Genomic DNA, 19,032 nt, shown 5'->3' on the forward strand with positions numbered 1-19,032 from the left:
TTGCATATGCTTGTATGTACAAGTTCATATGTGTGTAGATATCCGGGCTCGATTCCCGTCCCTCTACACCCCACGCCTCCCAGGAGCCTGCCATGACCAAATTCCGTGATGTCGAGATCCGCGCCCCGCGCGGTACCCAGCTCAACGCCAAGAGCTGGCTGACCGAAGCGCCGCTGCGCATGCTGATGAACAACCTGGACCCGGACGTGGCCGAGAACCCCAAGGAGCTGGTGGTGTACGGCGGCATCGGCCGTGCCGCGCGCAACTGGGAGTGCTATGACGCCATCGTCCGCACCCTCAAGGAGCTGAACGAGGACGAGACCCTGCTGGTGCAGTCCGGCAAGCCGGTCGGCGTGTTCAAGACCCACGCCAACGCCCCGCGCGTTCTGATCGCCAACTCCAACCTGGTCCCGCACTGGGCGACTTGGGAACACTTCAACGAACTGGATGCCAAGGGCCTGGCCATGTACGGCCAGATGACCGCCGGTAGCTGGATCTACATCGGCAGCCAGGGCATCGTCCAGGGCACCTACGAGACCTTCGTCGAGGCCGGCCGCCAGCACTACGACGGCAAGCTCGCCGGTCGCTGGGTGCTCACCGCCGGCCTCGGCGGCATGGGGGGCGCCCAGCCCCTGGCCGCGACCCTGGCGGGCGCCTGCTCGCTGAACATCGAGTGCCAGCAGAGCCGCATCGATTTCCGCCTCAAGACCCGCTACGTCGACGAGCAGGCCAGGGACCTGGATGACGCCCTGGCGCGCATCGCCACCTACACCGCCGAAGGCCGGGCCATCTCCATCGCCCTGCACGGCAACGCCGCCGAGATCCTCCCCGAGCTGGTACGCCGTGGCGTGCGTCCGGACATGGTCACCGACCAGACCAGCGCCCACGACCCGCTCAACGGCTACCTGCCGGCCGGCTGGACCTGGGCGCAGTACCGCGACCGCGCACAGAGCGACCCGGCTGCCGTGGTGAAGGCCGCCAAGCAGTCCATGGCCGTGCACGTGCAGGCCATGCTCGACTTCCAGAAGCAGGGCATCCCCACCTTCGACTACGGCAACAACATCCGCCAGATGGCCAAGGAAGAAGGCGTTGCCAATGCCTTCGATTTCCCCGGCTTCGTCCCGGCCTACATCCGCCCGCTGTTCTGCCGCGGCGTCGGCCCGTTCCGCTGGGCGGTGCTGTCCGGTGACCCGCAGGACATCTACAAGACCGACGCCAAGGTGAAGGAGCTGATCCCCGACGATGCCCACCTGCACCGCTGGCTGGACATGGCCCGCGAGCGCATCGCCTTCCAGGGCCTGCCGGCGCGCATCTGCTGGGTCGGCCTGGGCCAGCGCGCCAAGCTTGGCCTGGCGTTCAACGAGATGGTGCGCAGCGGCGAGCTGTCGGCGCCCATCGTCATCGGTCGCGACCACCTCGACTCCGGCTCGGTCGCAAGCCCCAACCGCGAGACCGAAGCCATGCAGGATGGCTCCGACGCCGTGTCCGACTGGCCGCTGCTCAACGCCCTGCTGAACACCGCCAGCGGCGCCACCTGGGTGTCGCTGCACCACGGCGGTGGCGTGGGCATGGGCTTCTCCCAGCACTCGGGGATGGTCGTCGTCTGCGACGGCACCGACGAGGCCGCCGCGCGCATCGCCCGCGTGCTGACCAACGACCCGGGCACCGGCGTGATGCGCCATGCCGACGCCGGCTACCCGATCGCCATCGACTGCGCCCGCGAGCAGGGCCTCAACCTGCCGATGATCGGCAAGGGGGAATGAGCATGTTCGACCTCCATCTTCTGCCCGGTCGACTGACCCTGGCCCAGCTGCGCAAGGTTCATCTCGGGCCGGTGCGCGTGAGCCTGGACGCCAGCGCCGACGCGCCCATCGAGGCCAGCGTCGCCTGTGTGGAACGCATCATCGCCGAGGACCGCACCGCCTACGGCATCAACACCGGCTTCGGCCTGCTGGCCTCCACCCGCATCGCCCGCGAGGACCTGGAGAAGCTGCAGCGCTCCCTGGTGCTGTCCCACGCCGCCGGTGTCGGCGAGCCGCTGGACGACGCCCTGGTGCGGATGATCATGCTGCTCAAGGTCAACAGCCTGGCCCGTGGCTTCTCCGGCATCCGCCGCAAGGTGATCGACGCGCTGATCGCCCTGATCAACGCCGAGGTCTACCCGCACATCCCGCTCAAGGGCTCGGTGGGTGCCTCCGGTGACCTCGCGCCCCTGGCGCACATGTCCCTGCTGCTGCTCGGCGAGAGCCGCGCCCGCCACCAGGGCCAGTGGCTGCCGGCCACCGAGGCCCTGGCCATCGCCGGGCTGGAGCCGCTGACCCTGGCCGCCAAGGAGGGCCTGGCCCTGCTCAACGGCACCCAGGCTTCCACCGCCTACGCCCTGCGCGGGCTGTTCGAGGCCGAGGATCTGTTCGCCGCCGCCACCGTCTGCGGCGGGCTCAGCGTCGAGGCCATGCTCGGCTCGCGGGCGCCCTTCGATGCGCGCATCCACGCCGCCCGGGGCCAGCGCGGGCAGATCGACGTCGCCGCCGCCTACCGCTCGCTGCTCACCGAGAGCAGCGAGGTGGCGCGCTCCCATGCCCAGTGCGACAAGGTGCAGGACCCCTATTCCCTGCGCTGCCAGCCCCAGGTGATGGGTGCCTGCCTGACCCAGATGCGCCAGGCCGCCGAGGTGCTGGAGGTCGAGGCCAACGCCGTCTCCGACAATCCGCTGGTGTTCGCCGAGCAGGGTGACGTGGTCTCCGGTGGCAACTTCCACGCCGAGCCCGTGGCCCTGGTCGCCGACAACCTGGCCCTGGCCATCGCCGAGATCGGCTCGCTCTCCGAGCGGCGCATCTCGCTGATGATGGACAAGCACATGTCGCAGCTGCCGCCCTTCCTGGTGGCCAATGGCGGGGTCAACTCCGGCTTCATGATCGCCCAGGTCACCGCTGCCGCCCTGGCCAGCGACAACAAGGCGCTGGCCCATCCGCACAGCGTCGACAGCCTGCCCACCTCGGCCAACCAGGAAGACCACGTCTCCATGGCGCCGAACGCCGGCAAGCGCCTCTGGGCCATGGCCGAGAACGTGCGCGGCATCCTCGCCGTGGAGTGGCTGGGCGCCTGCCAGGGCCTGGACTTCCGCGAAGGGCTGAAGAGCTCGCCGAAGCTGGAGGAGGCCCGCGCCCTGCTGCGCGGCCAGGTGCCCTATTACCAGGAGGACCGTTTCTTCGCCCCTGACATCGAGGCCGCCAGCGCGCTGCTGGCCAGCGGTTGCCTCAACGCACTGATGCCGGAGGGCCTGCTGCCGAGCCTCTGAGGCCGGCACCCCGACTACCCGTCATGCCGGGCGGCGCTTGCGATGGAGGCGCCGGAGCCGCCCACCACCCCAAGAACAAGGAGAACAAGGGAATGACTGTACAGACCAGCCTGCGCCGGGGCCTCAACGCCCGGCACATACGTTTCATGGCACTGGGTTCGGCCATCGGCACGGGCCTGTTCTATGGTTCGGCGTCGGCCATCCAGATGGCCGGGCCGGCGGTGCTCATGGCCTACCTGATGGCCGGGGCGGCGGTTTACATGGTGATGCGCGCCCTCGGGGAGATGGCGGTGCGCGAGCCGGTGGCGGGCTCGTTCGGCCAGTACGCGAGCAGCTACATCGGCCCGCTGGCGGGCTTCCTCACCGGCTGGACCTACGCCTTCGAGATGATCATCGTCTGCCTGGCCGACGTGACCGCCTTCGGCATCTACATGAGCTTCTGGTTCCCCGAGGTGCCGCGCTGGATCTGGGTGCTGTCGATCATCTTCTTCATCGGCGCCCTCAACCTGTGCAGCGTGCGGGTGTTCGGCGAGCTGGAATTCTGGCTGTCGCTGCTCAAGGTCTCGGCCATCGTCGCCATGATCCTCGGTGGCTTCGGCATCCTCCTGTTCGGTTTCGGCATGGCCGACGCGACCCATGCCGCCAGCGTCGCCAACCTCTGGAGCCACGGCGGCTTCATGCCCAACGGCCTGGGCGGGCTGATCGCCTCCTTCGCGGTGGTGGTGTTCGCCTTCGGCGGCATCGAGATCATCGGCATCACCGCCGGCGAGGCGCAGGACCCGCGCCGCACCATCCCCAAGGCGATCAACGCGGTGCCGCTGCGCATCCTGCTGTTCTACGTGCTGACCCTGTTCGTGCTGATGGCGATCTTCCCCTGGCCGCAGATCGGCACCCAGGGCAGCCCCTTCGTGCAGATCTTCGACAGCCTGGGCATCGGCTCGGCCGCCACCCTGCTCAACCTGGTGGTGATCTCGGCGGCCGTCTCGGCGATCAACAGCGACATCTTCGGCGCCGGCCGCATGCTCTTCGGCATGGCCCAGCAAGGCCAGGCGCCCTCGGGCTTCGCCCGGGTCTCGCGCCACGGCGTGCCCTGGATGACGGTGCTGGTGATGGCCGGTGCGCTGCTGCTGGGCGTGCTGCTGAACTACCTGATCCCGGAGAACGTGTTTCTGCTGGTGGCCTCCATCGCCACCTTCGCCACCGTCTGGGTGTGGCTGATGATCCTCCTGGCCCAGGTCGGCCTGCGCCGTCGCCTCGGCCGCGAAGAGGTGGCGGCGCTGGCCTTCCCGGTGCCGTTCTGGCCGGTGGGCCCGGCCTGCGCCATCGCCTTCATGCTGTTCATCTTCGGGGTGCTCGGCTGGTTCCCGAAGACCCAGGCCGCGCTGCTGGTAGGCGCGGTGTGGATCGCCCTGCTGGTCATCGCCTGGTTCGTCTGGGTGCGGCCGGGCGCTGGTGAGGGGCGGCAGGAGATGCCGTCCGTGTTGAGTCTGGATGACTGAGTGGTCGTACGCGGGATGAGCGGGGCGCCTGGGCGCACCCGCCATTCACGAGAATTCGTCGTCGCCGACGTACGGGAACCGGCTCTGGCCGGTTTCCTGCCCGGAAGCCGATGGCCTGCCCTCCGGGCATTTGCTCTGCCTTAACCCTTACCAAGTTCAAGGAGCGTCGGAACATGCGATTCAACAAGAAAGTGCTGGGCCTGGTGTGTGCCGTGGGACTGCTGGCGGGCCATGGGACCGCCCAGGCCGAAAGCTGGTGCGGAGCCGGCAAGCCGGTGAAGTTCGCCGGCCTCAACTGGGAGAGCGGCATGCTGCTCACCGACCTGCTGCAGGTCATCCTCAAGCAAGGCTACGGCTGCGAGACCGACAGCCTGCCGGGCAACTCCATCACCATGGAGCAGGCCCTGGGCAACAACGACATCCAGATCTTCGCCGAGGAGTGGATCGGCCGCAGCGACGCCTGGAATAAGGCCGAGAAGGCCGGCAAGGTGGTGGGCGTGGGCGCGCCGATCGTCGGCGCCGTGGAAGGCTGGTACGTGCCGCGCTACCTGGTGGAAGGCGACGCCAAGCGAGGGCTGGAAGCCAAGGCGCCGACGCTCAAGGCCATCGCCGACCTGGGCCAGTACGCCGAGCTGTTCCGTGACCCGGAGGAGCCGTCCAAGGGCCGCTTCTACAACTGCCCGGCCGGCTGGACCTGCGAGCTGGAGAACAGCGAGATGCTCAAGGACTACGGCCTCGAGGACAAATTCACCAACTTCCGCCCCGGCACCGGCCCGGCGCTGGATGCCGCGGTGCTGTCCAGCTACCGCCGTGGCGAGCCTATTCTCTTCTACTACTGGTCGCCGACGCCGCTGATGGGCCAGGCCGACCTGGTGAAGCTCGACGAGAAGCCCGGCGTCGACAAGCGCGTGACCATCCAGGTGGGGCTGTCCAAGACCTTCCACGACGAGGCGCCGGAGCTGGTGGAGATGCTCAAGAAGGTCAATCTGCCCATCGACCTGCTGAACCAGAACCTGGCGCGCATGGCCAAGGAGAAGATCGCCTCGGACAAGCTGGCCAAGGCCTTCCTCAAGGAGCACCCGGAGGTTTGGCACGCCTGGGTCAGCGAGGACGCGGCGAAGAAGGTCGACGCATCGCTCTGACGCCTGACGGCACCCGCGCATCCACTCACCCGGAGAGCTCCCGATGTTTCCCGAACGCTTCACATTTTCCATCGCCGACTGGGTCAATGGCTGGGTCGATGCGCTGGTGACCAACTACGGGGATGTGTTCCGGCACATCTCCGACACCCTGCTGTGGGCCATCGTCAACCTGGAGTGGCTGCTGCGCGCCACGCCCTGGTGGCTGATGCTGGCGCTGGTGGCGGCCATCGCCTGGCACGCCACCCGCCGCGTCCTGCCGACCCTGGTGATCACAGGCCTGCTGTTCCTGGTGGGCGCGGTGGGGCTGTGGGACAAGCTCATGCAGACCCTGGCGCTGATGCTGGTGGCCACCTTCATCTCGGTGCTGATCGGCATCCCGCTGGGCATCCTCTCGGCGCGCAGCAACCGCCTGCGGGCGCTGCTGATGCCGCTGCTGGACATCATGCAGACCATGCCCAGCTTCGTGTACCTGATCCCGGTGCTGATGCTCTTCGGCCTGGGCAAGGTGCCGGCCATCTTCGCCACGGTGATCTACGCCGCGCCGCCGCTGATCCGCCTCACCGACCTGGGGATACGCCAGGTGGACGGCGAGGTGATGGAGGCGGTCAACGCCTTCGGCGCCAACCGCTGGCAGCAGCTGTTCGGCGTGCAGTTGCCGCTGGCGCTGCCGAGCATCATGGCCGGGGTCAACCAGACCACCATGATGGCGCTGTCGATGGTGGTGATCGCCTCCATGATCGGGGCCCGCGGCCTGGGCGAGGACGTGCTCATCGGCATCCAGACGCTCAACGTCGGCAAGGGCCTGGAGGCCGGCCTGGCCATCGTCATCCTCGCCGTGGTCTTCGACCGCATCACCCAGGCCTACGGCCGCTCCCGCCACGAGGCCAGCCAATGAGCAAGATCCAGGTGAAGAACGTCTACAAGATCTTCGGCCCGCGCGCCGAGGAGGCCATGGCGCTGATCCGCCAGGGGCGCAGCAAGGCCGAGGTGCTGTCCGCCACCGGTTGCGTGGTGGGGGTCAACGACCTGTCGCTGTCCATCGAGGCGGGGGAGATCTTCGTCATCATGGGGCTGTCCGGCTCGGGCAAGTCCACCCTGGTGCGCCACTTCAACCGCCTGATCGACCCCACCAGCGGCGAGATCCTGGTGGATGACCAGGACATCCTGCGCTACGACATGCAGGCCCTGCGCGACTTCCGTCGACGCAAGATCAGCATGGTGTTCCAGAGCTTCGGCCTGCTGCCGCACAAGAGCGTGCTCGACAACGTCGCCTACGGTCTCAAGGTGCGCGGCGAGAGCAAGGCGCAGTGCCAGGAGCGCGCCCAGCACTGGATCACCACCGTGGGCCTGGCGGGCTACGAGAAGTCCTACCCGCACCAGCTTTCCGGCGGCATGCGCCAGCGCGTGGGCCTGGCGCGGGCCCTGGCGGCGGACACCGACATCATCCTCATGGACGAGGCCTTCAGCGCCCTCGACCCGCTGATCCGCGCCGACATGCAGGACCAGTTGCTGGAGCTGCAGAAGGGCCTGAACAAGACCATCGTGTTCATCACCCACGACCTCGACGAGGCGGTGCGCATCGGCAACCGCATCGCCATCCTCAAGGACGGCCAGCTGATCCAGGTCGGCGCGCCGAAGGAAATCCTCCACCAGCCCGCTGACGACTACGTCGACCGTTTCGTCCAGCGCCGCGTGGCCAACCTGTGAGGACGGCATGGACATCGTGAAGACCAACCCCGCCACCCTCGGAACCACTGTCTTCGGCGACGGCGCGCTGCGCTGGCGCGACGTGGTGGCCGTGGCCCGAGGCGGCCACCGCCTGGAGTTGTCGCCAGCTGCCTGGGCGCGCATCGACAACGCCCACGCCATCGTCCGCCGCATCGTCGAGCGCGGCGAACGTGCCTACGGCATCAGCACCGGCCTGGGCGCCCTGAGCGACATCCTGCTGGAGGGCGAACAGCTCGCCGCGCTGTCGCGCAACACCCTGCTCAGCCACGCCTGCGGCGTCGGCCCGGTGCTGGAGGACGAGCAGACCCGCGCCATCATCTGCTGCGCCATCGCCAACTACAGCCAGGGCAAGTCCGGCCTGCAGCCACAGGTGGTGGAAGGGCTGCTCAACCTGCTCAACCGCGGCATCACCCCGCGCGTGCCGTCCCAGGGCTCGGTGGGCTACCTGACCCACATGGCCCATGTCGGCATTGCCTTGCTCGGCGTCGGCGAGGTGAGCTATCGCGGCGCCGTGGTGCCCGCTGCCGAGGCGCTGGCGGCCGAAGGGCTGCAGGTGCTGCAGCTGGGCGCCAAGGACGGGCTGTGCCTGGTCAACGGCCTGCCCTGCATGACCGGCCTCGCCTGCCTGGCGCTGGCCGACCTGGAGCACCTGCTGCGCTGGGCCGACGTGATCGGCGCCATGAGCTTCGAGGCCCTGCGCGGCCAGCTCGCCGCCTTCGACCAGGCGATCCTCGAGCTCAAGCCGCACCCGGGCATGCAGAAGGTGGGTGCCAACCTGCGCGCGCTGCTCGCCGGTAGCGAGGTGATCGCCGCCAGCCAGGGCCTGCGTACCCAGGATGCCCTGAGCATCCGCTCGATCCCGCAGGTGCACGGCGCCTGCCGCGACCAGTTCGACCACGCCGCGCGGCAGGTGGAGACCGAGCTCAATTCCGCCAACGACAACCCGCTGGTGCTGGGCACGCCGGACCATTACCGGGTGATCTCCCAGGCCAACCCCCACGGCGAGTCCGTGGCCATGGCCGCCGACCTCCTGGCCATAGCCGTGGCCGAGCTGGGTGGCATCGCCGAGCGTCGCCTGGATCGCCTGGTCAACCCGCTGGTCAGCGGCCTGCCGGCCTTCCTCGTCAGCCGCCCGGGGGTCAACTCGGGAATGATGATCGTGCAGTACGTGGCGGCGGCCCTGGCCGGCGAGAACCGCCACCTGGCGCAACCGGCGGTGGTGGATAACTTCGTCACCTCCGGGTTGCAGGAAGACCACCTGAGCCTGGGCACCAGTGCCGCGCTCAAGCTCGGCCGCGCGCTGGGCAATTGCCGGCAGATACTGGCCATCGAGTACCTGCTGGCGGCGCAGGCCCAGGAGTTCCTCGGCGAGCTGGCCACCGGCGTCGGCACCGCAGCGGCCCGCACCCTGCTGCGTGAGCGGGTGCCGGCCTACGAGGAGGACCGCTGGCTGGCCCCCGATATCGGCGCCGCCGTGGCGTTGCTGCGCGAGGTGCCGGCCCTGGAGACGATTTCCGCACGGACAGGAGGATTGCAATGAAGAGGTTCTGGCGCGGCTGCCGTCTCGCCACCCTGCAGGGCGGGCGCTACTCGATCATCGAGGACGGCGCCCTGCTCACCGAGGGCGAGCTGATCCGCTGGGTCGGGCCGCTCGACCAGGCGCCCGACGCCACCGGCGCCGAGCGCATCGACCTGGGCGGCGCCTGGGTCACCCCGGGGCTGATCGACTGCCACACCCACCTGGTGTTCGGCGGTGACCGCAGCGCCGAATTCGAGCAGCGCCTGGAGGGCGTCAGCTACGCCGAGATCGCCGCCCGGGGCGGCGGCATCGCCAGCACCGTGCGCGCCACCCGCGAAGCCGGCGAGGACGAACTGCTGGCCAGCGCAGTGACACGCGCCCGGCACCTGCTGCGTGACGGCGTCACCACGCTGGAGGTGAAGTCCGGCTACGGGCTGGACCTGGCCAGCGAGCGCAAGATGCTGCGGGTCGCGCGGCGCCTGGGCGAGGCGCTGCCGCTGACGGTCACCACCACCTGCCTGGCCGCCCATGCGCTGCCACCGGAATACGTCGGGCGCGCCGACGACTACATCGAGCAGGTGTGCACCGAGATCCTGCCGCAACTGGCCGCTGAAGGCCTGGTGGATGCGGTGGACGCCTTCTGCGAGCACCTGGCCTTCTCCCCGGCCCAGGTCGAGCGGGTGTTCCAGGCCGCGCGCGGGCTTGGGCTGCCGGTCAAGCTGCACGCCGAGCAGCTGTCGTCCTTGCACGGTTCCAGCCTGGCGGCGCGCTATGGCGCGCTGTCGGCCGACCACCTGGAGTACATGACCGAGGAAGACGCCATCGCCATGGCCGCCGCCGGCACCGTCGCCGTACTGTTGCCCGGCGCCTTCTACCTGCTGCGCGAAACCCGGCTGCCGCCCATCGAGGCCCTGCGCCGCCATGGCGTGGCCATGGCGGTGGCCAGCGACCTCAACCCCGGCACCTCGCCGGCGCTGTCGCTGCGGCTGATGCTGAACATGGCCTGCACCTCGTTCCGCCTGACCCCCGAAGAGGCCCTGGCCGGCGTCACCCTCAACGCCGCCCGTGCCCTGGGCCTGGCCGGGCGCTGCGGCAGCCTGGAGGCGGGCAAGCTCGCCGACTTCGTCGCCTGGGACATCGAGCGCCCGGCACAACTGGCCTATTGGCTCGGCGGCGACCTGCCCAAGCGGGTGGTGCGCCATGGACAGGAGATCGACCTTGGATAACGTCCTCGACTTCACCCCCGGCCGCGTGCCGCTGCTGATCAGCATGCCGCACCCCGGCACCCGCCTGACCCCGGCGGTGGAGGCCGGCCTGGTGGACGGCGCGCGCTCGCTGATCGACACCGACTGGCACATCCCGCTGCTCTACGATTTCGCCGCCGAGCTGGGCGCCGGGCTGCTGGCGGCCAACTACTCGCGCTACGTCATCGACCTCAACCGCCCGGCTGACGACACGCCGCTCTACGCCACCGCCACCACCGGCCTGTTCCCCGACGTGATGTTCGACGGCCAGCCGCTGTTCCGGGCGGGGTGCGAGCCTTCGGCCGAGGAGCGCGCCGGTTACCTGGACGGCATCTGGGCGCCGTACCACGGGCGCATCGTCGAAGAGCTGGCGCGGCTGAAGCGCGAGTTCGGCTATGCGCTGCTGTTCGACGCCCACTCCATCCGCGCCTTCATCCCGCGCCTGTTCGACGGCCACCTGCCGGACTTCAACCTCGGCACCCACGCCGGCGCCAGCTGCGACCCGGGCCTGGCCGATGCGCTGGTCAGCGTCTGCGCCCGCGCCGAGGGCTACAGCCATGTGCTCAACGGGCGTTTCAAGGGCGGCCACATCACCCGCCATTACGGCCAGCCCGACCAGCACATCCACGCCGTGCAGCTGGAACTGGCCCAGCGCACCTACATGAACGAAGTGGAGCCCTTCGCCTTCCGCGAAGACCTCGCCGTGCCCACCCGCAAGGTCATCCGCCAGCTGCTGCTGGCGATGCTCGCCTGGGGGCGGGAGCGGTACGGGCGTTGAGACGGCCTGGGGCCGCGTTGCGGCCATGGGCGAATGAGTTCGCCCCTACAGCGCCGTGCGGTGAAGGGCTTTCGTAGGATGGGAAGAGCGCAGCGAATCCCATCGATCCCACCGGTACCCGGCCTTTCGCGAATGAATTCGCTCCCACAAGAGCGGTGTCGGGCTAGGTCTGCAGGCCGAGATGGCGGATGGTCGGCAGGGCGGGGGCGAGGCGATCCCAGGCGTCGTCCAGCAGTTCGGCGGGATAGAAGGGCAGGGCGGCCAGTTCCTCGCGGCTGATCCAGGCCAGTTCGCGGATGTCGAACTCGTCGCCGCCCAGGCCTTTGAGGTTGGCCAGGGTGGGCTCACCGCGGCGGGCATCGATGCGGTAGAACAGCTCCATGTGGAAGCGGCCCATCGCCGGCTCGGCGAACTCGCGGACGTAGACCAGCGGGCCGACGTCCACCTCCAGCCCGGTCTCCTCGAAGAACTCGCGCCTCACCGTATCGCGGGTGGAGGCGTCGGTGTCGGACTCGAAGCCTCCCCCCGGCGGTATCCAGTAGGTGTCGTCGCCGACCACGTGCTTGACCAGCAGGATGCGGCCGGCCTCTACCAGTAGGCCGGCGGCACGGATGCGGTGTTGCAGCCTGGGCGTCATTCCCAGTCGAGCCGTGCCAGTTTCCATTCGCCGTCCTCCAGCCACCATTCCAGCTTCACGGCATAGTGCCGCGCGGCGTCGGGGATCAGCCCCTCGGCGCCGGCAAGTCCCACCTGGGCCTCGGTGTAGCCCTTGGTACTGTAGGTCGGGTCGATGCGGTTGGTCTTGCCCAGGGCCAGGATGCGCACGTTGTTGTGACGCAGGAACAGCAGGGTCATGGTGCGCTTGGCCCATTCGCGGTCGAATTCCTTCTGGGCGGTGAACTGCGGGTGCAACTGGTCGAGCACCGCGCCGGTCTTCTTCGCCTCGAGGTTGTCCTGCAGTCGCTGCACGGCGGCATCCAGCGCGGCGGCGGGATCGTCCCGGCCGCAACCGGTGAGCGTGAGCAGAATCAGCGCGAGCGCGAAAATCATCTTCCCAGGTGACATGCCTAACTCCCTTTTCCTCGTTATGATGCCCGGCAGGACAGGTGGCGCAGACCCGCAAGGGGTCGAGCTTACGCACAGTATCGGAGCCCAGAATGCAGACTTTGTATCCGGAGATTAAGCCCTACGCCCGCCATGAGCTGGCGGTGGACGAACCGCATGTGCTGTATGTCGACGAGAGCGGTTCGCCCGATGGCCTGCCGGTGGTGTTCATCCACGGCGGCCCGGGATCCGGGTGTGATGCCCTGAGCCGGCGCTTCTTCGATCCCAACCTCTACCGCATCGTCACCTTCGACCAGCGTGGCTGCGGCCGTTCGACGCCCCATGCCAGCCTGGAGAACAACACCACCTGGGACCTGGTCGCCGACCTGGAGCTGATCCGTGAGCACCTGGGCATCGACAAGTGGGTGCTGTTCGGCGGCTCCTGGGGATCGACCCTGTCCCTGGCCTATGCGCAGAAGCACCCCGAGCGCGTTCATGCGCTGATCCTGCGCGGCATCTTCCTCTGCCGTCCGCAGGAGATCACCTGGTTCTACCAGGAAGGCGCGAGCCGCCTGTTCCCCGACTACTGGGAGGACTACGTCGCACCGATCCCGGCCGACGAGCAGGGCGATTTGCTGCACGCCTTCCACAAGCGCCTGACCGGCAGCGACCAGATCGCCCAGATGCACGCGGCCAAGGCCTGGTCCACCTGGGAAGGCCGCACCGCCACGCTGCGCCCCAGCGGCCCGGTGGTGGAGCGCTTCAGCGAGCCGATGCGCGCCCTGTCCATCGCCCGCATCGAATGCCACTACTTCGTCAACGATGCCTTCCTCGAGCCCAACCAGCTGCTGCGCGACATGCACAGGATCGCCCACCTGCCGGGGATCATCGTGCATGGCCGCTACGACGTGATCTGCCCGCTGGACAACGCCTGGGCCTTGCACCAGGCCTGGCCCAACAGCGAGCTGCAGATCGTCCGTGACGCCGGCCATGCCGCGTCCGAGCCGGGCATCACCGATGCGCTGGTGCGCGCCACCGACCAGATCGCCCGCCGCCTGCTCGACCTGCCGCCGGAAGACGAGGCCTGATGAAGGGCCTCCTGCAGCGGGTCTCCGCGGCCCGCGTGGACGTCGCCGGCGAAACCGTCGGCGCCATCGACCGGGGCCTGCTGGTGCTGGTGGGCGTCGAGCCCCAGGACAGCCAGGCCAGCGCCGACAAGCTCTTGCACAAGCTGCTCAACTACCGGGTGTTCAGCGACGCCGAGGGCAAGATGAACCTCTCGCTCGGCGCGGTCGGCGGCGGCCTGTTGCTGGTCTCCCAGTTCACCCTGGCCGCCGATACCCGCAGCGGCCTGCGCCCGAGCTTCTCCAGCGCGGCGCCGCCCGCCCTGGGCGAGGAACTCTTCGACTACCTGGTGCAGCAGGCGCGCCTCAAGCACCCGCAGGTGGCCACCGGGCGCTTCGGTGCCGACATGCAGGTGCACCTGGTCAATGACGGGCCGGTCACCTTCCTCCTGGAGAGCTAGGCTTCACCCGCCACCCGTCCGATTCTGGCGTACTTCTTGCCTCTGACTCGCCATCCACGATCCGGGCGGTTAGCATTCTGCGCCTGCCCGACGTCCGTGGGCTGCACACAATAACGATCTGCCCAACCAGGAGTAAGAATGAAGAAGCTTCTCGCATCCCTGTTGCTCTCCGCCTGTGCCGTCACCGGCCTGGCCCACGCTGGCGTCGTCGATGATGCGGTCAAGCGCGGCACCCTGCGCGTCGGCATGGACCCCACCTACATGCCCTTCGAGATGACCAACAAGCGCGGCGAGATCGTCGGCTTCGAAGTCGACCTGCTCAAGGCCATGTCCAAGGCGATGGGCGTGAAGCTGGAACTGGTCTCCACCAGCTACGACGGCATCATCCCGGCCCTGCTGACCGACAAGTTCGACATGATCGGCTCCGGCATGACCCTGACCCAGGAGCGCAACCTGCGCGTCAACTTCTCCGAGCCCTTCATCGTGGTCGGCCAGACGCTGCTGATCCGCAAGGAGCTGGAAGGCAAGATCAAATCCTACAAGGACCTGAACGACGCCCAGTACCGCATCACCTCGAAGATCGGCACCACCGGCGAGATGGTCGCCAAGAAGCTGATCGCCAAGGCCAAGTACAACGGCTTCGACAACGAGCAGGAAGCGGTGATGGACGTGGTCAACGGCAAGGCCGACGCCTTCATCTATGACGCGCCCTACAACGTGGTCGCGGTGAACAAGGCCGGTGCCGGCAAGCTGGTGTACCTGGAGGAGCCCTTCACCTACGAGCCCCTGGCCTTCGGCCTGAAGAAGGGTGACTACGACAGCATCAACTGGATCAACAACTGGCTGCACCAGATCCAGAAGGACGGCACCTACGATCGCATCCATGCCAAGTGGTTCAAGAACACCGCCTGGCTGAAGGATATGGAGTAACCGCAGCCGCGAAGCCCCGACGCTTCACGCTGCAGACGGCAGGTTCCGGCTCACGAGGCCGGGCCTGCCTTTTTGCCTTCTATGGCCTCCCGCCATGCAAGAGATAGCCCGTGACTAGAAAACAACGTCGCACCTGGCCCTGGCACGTACTGACCGGCCTGATCCTGGTCGTGGTCGCCTACGGCCTCTGGTACTCAACCTCCCTGATCTCCTACGAGTGGCGCTGGAACCGGGTGCCCCAGTACTTCGCCTACCACGCCGAAGAAGCCCAGCGCGCCGCCGAATACGCGCGGGTCGACGCCATCGCCGAGGAGGGCGCCAACGCCCGGGTGACGCTGGTCAACGAGGCGGGCGAAGAGCAGCAGCTGGTGATCGCCAGGGACAGCCTGCAGGTCTCCCAGGGCGATGACGTGGCCGAGGGCGACGTCGTCGGGGTGACCCGCCACTGGGCCGCCGGCCCGCTGCTCTGGGGCCTCTGGACCACCCTGTGGATCTCCGTGCTGTCCGGTGCCTTCGGCCTGGCCATCGGCCTGTTCACCGGGCTCTGCCGGCTGTCGCCGAACCCCACCCTGCGCGACCTCTCCACCGTGTACGTCGAGCTGGTGCGCGGTACGCCGCTGCTGGTGCAGATCTTCATCTTCTATTTCTTCATCGGCACCGTGCTCAACCTGTCCCGCGAGTTCGCCGGGGTGGCGGCGCTGGCGCTGTTCACCGGCGCCTATGTCGGCGAGATCGTCCGTGCCGGCGTGCAGTCCATCGCCCGCGGGCAGAACGAGGCGGCGCGCTCGCTCGGCCTCTCCGCGGGGCAGTCGATGCGCCACGTGATCCTGCCCCAGGCCTTCAAGCGTGTGCTGCCGCCCCTGGCCGGGCAGTTCATCAGCCTGGTCAAGGACACCTCGCTGGTGTCGGTCATCGCCATCACCGAACTGACCAAGAGCGGCCGCGAGGCGATCACCACTTCCTTCTCCACATTCGAGATCTGGTTCTGCGTCGCCGCGCTCTACCTCGTGATCAACCTGCCCCTGTCGCAGATCGCCAACCGCCTGGAACGGAGGCTTGCGCAAAGTGATTGAAGTCCGTGAGCTGGTAAAAGTCTTCGACGCCCGTGGCCATGAAGTGCGCGCGGTCGACAACGTCACCACCCAGGTGAAGCGCGGCGAAGTGGTGGTGGTGATCGGGCCCTCGGGCTCCGGCAAGTCCACCTTCCTGCGCTGCCTCAACGGCCTGGAGGCGCTGGACTCCGGTTCGGTGAGCATCGACGGCGTCGACCTGGCCAACCCCAGGACCGATGTGAACGCCTACCGCCGCGAGGTGGGCATGGTGTTCCAGCACTTCAACCTGTTCCCCCACATGACGGTGCTGGAGAACCTGTGCCTGGCGCAGAAGGTCGTGCGCAAGCGCGGCAAGGCCGAGCGCGAGGAGAAGGCCCGGGCGTTGCTGGCCAAGGTAGGCATCTCGCAGAAGGTCGACGAGTACCCCTCGCGCCTCTCCGGCGGCCAGCAGCAGCGCGTGGCCATCGCCCGTGCCCTGTGCATGGAACCGAAGGTGATGCTGTTCGACGAACCCACGTCGGCGCTGGACCCGGAGATGGTCGGCGAGGTGCTGGACGTGATGAAGCAGCTGGCCGTCGAGGGCATGACCATGGTCTGCGTCACCCACGAGATGGGCTTCGCCCGCGAGGTGGCCGACCGGGTGCTGTTCTTCGACCATGGCAAGTTGCTGGAGGATGCGCCGCCGGCGCAGTTCTTCGAGCAGCCACAGGACCCGCGCGCGCAAGCCTTCCTGCGCCAGGTGCTGTAACGGTTAGGGCCGCGATGCGGCCCGTTTTCATTTTCGATCGCCGTGCCGCAGGGCGGGCATGAGCCGGGTGGCGAGTGGCGGCGTGCGGTTCCCGTTCAGTGCAGCGGCGTGGCCGGTCGCAGCTCGTTCTCTTCGAGCCAGTCCTGGGCCAGCTCGCGCAGGCGCGCGGCTTCGAAGGCCTGCCAGGCTTGCAGCAGCACCGGGTACTCCATCAGCACGTGGTTGAAGGTGCGCACCGGCTTGCGCCCGGCCAGGGCCTGCTCGAGCGCCGTGTAGGCGTGGGGATGGGACACCTCGTGGAGGAATTCCTGCATCAGCCGCAGGCTCTCGCCGGGTGTCAGCGGCTCCACCAGCAGGAAGCGTTCGGGCTCGGCACGCAGCAGGGCGTCCAGCTCCGGGTCGGGGTCTTCTTCGGGGATCAGCAGCAGCTTGCCGCTGAGCAGGTCAAGGTAGTGATCGAGGCCTTCGGTGTTGAGGGCGAAGGCCAGTTCGTCGAGGTCGATGGTCAGTGGGCGCATGACGGGGCCTTTGGGGGGGAAGGGCGACTGCGTGATCCTACCCCCGGGGCGCCGTTTTGTCAGACGCGGAAGCGCGACACCATCGATTGCAGTTCATTGCCCAGGCGCGCCAGCTCGATGCTGGAAGCGGCGGTTTCCTCGCTGGCCGAGGCGGTCTGCTCGGAGATGTCGCGCACGTTGATGACGCTGCGGTTGATCTCCTCGGCCACCGCGCCCTGCTGCTCGGCTGCCGCGGCGATCTGCTGGTTCATCTGCTGGATGGTGGAGACGGCCTGGGCGATGGTGCCCAGGCGGCGGCCGGCACGGCGGGTCAGCTCGACGGTGTTTTCGGTCAGGCTGCGGCTGGTGTCCATCAGGCTGGCGGCCTGCTGGGTGCCGCTCTGCAGGCCGGCGATCAGCTCCTCGATCTCCTCGGTGGATTTCTGCGTGCGCTGGGCCAGGCCGCGCACCTCGTCCGCCACCACGGCGAACCCGCGCCCGGCGTCGCCCGCGCGGGCGGCTTCGATGGCGGCGTTGAGGGCCAGCAGGTTGGTCTGCTCGGCCACCGACTTGATCACGTCGAGCACGCTGCCGATCTTCTCGCTCTCCTGCTTGAGGCGGCCGACGGCCTCGTTGGAGCGGCCCACTTCGGTGGCCAGGCGATCCATCTGCTCGACCGCCTCGTTCACCGCCACCTCGCCCTCGCGGGACAGGCGGTCGGCGGAACTGGCGGCCTCGGAAGCCTGCTCGGCGTTGCGCGCGACTTCCTGCACGGTGGCGGCCATCTCGTTCATGGCGGTGGCGACCTGGTCGGTCTCGACCTTCTGGTTGTTGACCCCCGCGCTGGTCTGCCCGGTGACGGCGGAAAGCTGCTCGGCGGCGCTGGCGATCTGGGTGATGCCGTCACGGATATGGCCGATCAGTTCGCGCAGGCTCAGGGTCATGCGCTGCATGCTCTTCTGCAGTTGGCCGAGTTCGTCGCCGCGATCGACCTTTAGGTCTTCGCTCAGGTCGCCCGAGGCGATGCGTTCGGCCACGGCCAGGGTGCGCTGCAGCGGCAGGACGATCTGCCGGGTGATGATCACGGCGGCGGCGATGCCGATGGCCAGGGCGATGGCGATGGTCGTCAGCAGCAGGGTGCGGGTCTGGGCGGATTCGCTCTCGCGCTTGGCGGACTGGCTCTCGAACAGCTGGTTGCTGATCTGCAACAGCTTGTCGCGCTGCGTGGTCATGGCCTGGGCGTGCGCCAGGGTGGCATCGGTGGCGCTGCGGAAGGCGCCGATGGCGGCGCGGTAGGCCTTGAGGCCGGCGGCGACCTTGGCCAGGTCTTCGTCCTCCCCGAGGGTCTCGCCGAGCTTGGCCTGGCCGGCCAGGGCGGTATCCACGGCGGTGAGGGCGGCCTGCTCCAGGCTGGAGTCGTTGCTGTAGGTGTAGCCGCGCACCTGGAAGCGGGCCTGTTGCACGGCGAGGCGCAGTTCGTTGATCTGGCGGTACTGGTCGAGGCGCGAGGCTTCGTCCAGGGCGATGTCGGAGAGAATGCGCTGCTCGATCTCGCCGATCGCCAGCACGGCGGCATCGGCGCTGGCGCCGAGTTGCGCGCGTGAAGCCTCACGGGCCTGGTAGGCCTGGCCGAGCTGGCCGAAGGCCTGCCGGTAGGCGCCGAGCGCGGCTTCCTCTTGGTCGATGAGGTCGTGGTCCCTGGGATCGCTGAGCTGCTTGTCGAGCTCCTGGGCGAAGGCCTCGATCGCCCTGAGAGCGGCGTCGACCCTGTCGGCCGTCGCCGGCTCCTGCTTGATCTGGTACTCCTGGCGGGCGATGCGCAGGTCCTTGGTCATCTCGCTGAGCTTGGCGCTGGCGCCGAGCTTGTCGCCGCGCTCCAGGGTGGCGTCGAGGGCCAGCCAGCCGGTGAGGGTGATGAGCACCGTGAGCAGCAGTACCAGGCCGAAGCCGAGGGTCAGCTTGACGTTGACACTGATATTGCCGAACCAGCGGAACATGAGGACTTCTCCAGCGAACGAGGCAGTTCCG

The 19,032-nt window shown here is 68.2% G+C and carries 18 protein-coding genes; 14 read left to right on the top strand and 4 right to left on the bottom strand.

The window, feature by feature from the left end; all coding sequences use genetic code 11:
* The first annotated feature begins 92 nt into the window (after window positions 1-92).
* The 9 genes from hutU to hutG all read left to right on the top strand — a co-directional run bounded on the left by hutU (window position 93) and on the right by hutG (window position 11,208).
* Window positions 93-1,763, top strand: coding sequence for a urocanate hydratase (hutU, locus tag WFQ67_RS16065; RefSeq protein ID WP_337057483.1), 1,671 nt, complete (start codon window positions 93-95; stop codon window positions 1,761-1,763).
* A 2-nt stretch (window positions 1,764-1,765) separates the two neighbouring features.
* Window positions 1,766-3,298 (top strand): histidine ammonia-lyase, encoded by a 1,533-nt coding sequence (hutH, locus tag WFQ67_RS16070; RefSeq protein ID WP_213626794.1) that lies wholly within the window; start codon window positions 1,766-1,768, stop codon window positions 3,296-3,298.
* 92 nt (window positions 3,299-3,390) lie between these two features.
* Window positions 3,391-4,797: an amino acid permease gene (locus tag WFQ67_RS16075; RefSeq protein WP_213626792.1), complete on the top strand. Its 1,407-nt coding sequence runs from the start codon at window positions 3,391-3,393 to the stop codon at window positions 4,795-4,797.
* 173 nt (window positions 4,798-4,970) lie between these two features.
* Entirely contained in the window at window positions 4,971-5,939 is a 969-nt protein-coding gene (locus WFQ67_RS16080) for an ABC transporter substrate-binding protein (RefSeq protein WP_213626791.1), read from the top strand.
* Window positions 5,940-5,982: 43 nt separating this feature from the next.
* A complete protein-coding gene (locus WFQ67_RS16085) occupies window positions 5,983-6,834 on the top strand; it encodes an ABC transporter permease (protein ID WP_111262793.1) in 852 nt (283 codons plus the stop codon).
* On the top strand, window positions 6,831-7,646 hold the full coding sequence (locus WFQ67_RS16090) for a quaternary amine ABC transporter ATP-binding protein (RefSeq protein WP_213626789.1): 816 nt from the start codon (window positions 6,831-6,833) through the stop codon (window positions 7,644-7,646). Before WFQ67_RS16085 ends, WFQ67_RS16090 begins: the two co-directional genes overlap by 4 nt.
* Before the next feature lie 7 nt (window positions 7,647-7,653).
* Window positions 7,654-9,207: an HAL/PAL/TAL family ammonia-lyase gene (locus WFQ67_RS16095; protein ID WP_337057484.1), complete on the top strand. Its 1,554-nt coding sequence runs from the start codon at window positions 7,654-7,656 to the stop codon at window positions 9,205-9,207.
* Window positions 9,204-10,412: an imidazolonepropionase gene (hutI, locus tag WFQ67_RS16100; RefSeq protein ID WP_337057486.1), complete on the top strand. Its 1,209-nt coding sequence runs from the start codon at window positions 9,204-9,206 to the stop codon at window positions 10,410-10,412. The genes WFQ67_RS16095 and hutI overlap by 4 nt, the downstream gene beginning before the upstream one ends.
* A complete protein-coding gene (hutG, locus tag WFQ67_RS16105) occupies window positions 10,405-11,208 on the top strand; it encodes an N-formylglutamate deformylase (RefSeq protein WP_173171100.1) in 804 nt (267 codons plus the stop codon). The genes hutI and hutG overlap by 8 nt, the downstream gene beginning before the upstream one ends.
* 163 nt (window positions 11,209-11,371) lie before the next feature.
* On the opposite strand, the gene WFQ67_RS16110 is transcribed toward hutG, so the two are convergent.
* Both WFQ67_RS16110 and WFQ67_RS16115 read right to left on the bottom strand, forming a co-directional pair.
* Entirely contained in the window at window positions 11,372-11,845 is a 474-nt protein-coding gene (locus tag WFQ67_RS16110; protein WP_337057487.1) for an NUDIX hydrolase, read from the bottom strand.
* Complete coding sequence (locus WFQ67_RS16115) at window positions 11,842-12,273, bottom strand: hypothetical protein (RefSeq protein ID WP_213626779.1); 432 nt, start codon at window positions 12,271-12,273, stop codon at window positions 11,842-11,844. The genes WFQ67_RS16110 and WFQ67_RS16115 overlap by 4 nt, the downstream gene beginning before the upstream one ends.
* A gap of 92 nt (window positions 12,274-12,365) precedes the next feature.
* Between WFQ67_RS16115 and pip the strand changes: the two genes are divergently transcribed.
* The 5 genes from pip to WFQ67_RS16140 all read left to right on the top strand — a co-directional run bounded on the left by pip (window position 12,366) and on the right by WFQ67_RS16140 (window position 16,507).
* Window positions 12,366-13,340, top strand: coding sequence for a prolyl aminopeptidase (pip, locus tag WFQ67_RS16120; protein WP_213626777.1), 975 nt, complete (start codon window positions 12,366-12,368; stop codon window positions 13,338-13,340).
* A complete protein-coding gene (gene dtd, locus WFQ67_RS16125; RefSeq protein ID WP_111262801.1) occupies window positions 13,340-13,777 on the top strand; it encodes a D-aminoacyl-tRNA deacylase in 438 nt (145 codons plus the stop codon). The genes pip and dtd overlap by 1 nt, the downstream gene beginning before the upstream one ends.
* Before the next feature lie 138 nt (window positions 13,778-13,915).
* Window positions 13,916-14,707 (top strand): transporter substrate-binding domain-containing protein, encoded by a 792-nt coding sequence (locus WFQ67_RS16130; RefSeq protein ID WP_111262802.1) that lies wholly within the window; start codon window positions 13,916-13,918, stop codon window positions 14,705-14,707.
* Window positions 14,708-14,817: 110 nt separating this feature from the next.
* Window positions 14,818-15,780, top strand: coding sequence for an amino acid ABC transporter permease (locus tag WFQ67_RS16135; protein WP_173171113.1), 963 nt, complete (start codon window positions 14,818-14,820; stop codon window positions 15,778-15,780).
* Window positions 15,773-16,507, top strand: coding sequence for an amino acid ABC transporter ATP-binding protein (locus tag WFQ67_RS16140; RefSeq protein WP_173171698.1), 735 nt, complete (start codon window positions 15,773-15,775; stop codon window positions 16,505-16,507). Before WFQ67_RS16135 ends, WFQ67_RS16140 begins: the two co-directional genes overlap by 8 nt.
* Window positions 16,508-16,602: 95 nt before the next feature.
* Here the strand turns inward: WFQ67_RS16140 and WFQ67_RS16145 are convergent, their stop codons facing one another.
* Together WFQ67_RS16145 and WFQ67_RS16150 are read right to left on the bottom strand one after the other, a co-directional pair.
* A complete protein-coding gene (locus WFQ67_RS16145) occupies window positions 16,603-17,025 on the bottom strand; it encodes a UPF0158 family protein (RefSeq protein ID WP_173171116.1) in 423 nt (140 codons plus the stop codon).
* Between the two features lie 59 nt (window positions 17,026-17,084).
* Window positions 17,085-19,001, bottom strand: a complete 1,917-nt coding sequence (locus tag WFQ67_RS16150) for a methyl-accepting chemotaxis protein (protein WP_337057489.1) — start codon at window positions 18,999-19,001, stop codon at window positions 17,085-17,087.
* Window positions 19,002-19,032 lie beyond the last annotated feature (31 nt).

This window comes from Pseudomonas sp. USHLN015, assembly GCF_037153275.1.
Lineage (GTDB): Bacteria > Pseudomonadota > Gammaproteobacteria > Pseudomonadales > Pseudomonadaceae > Metapseudomonas > Metapseudomonas tohonis.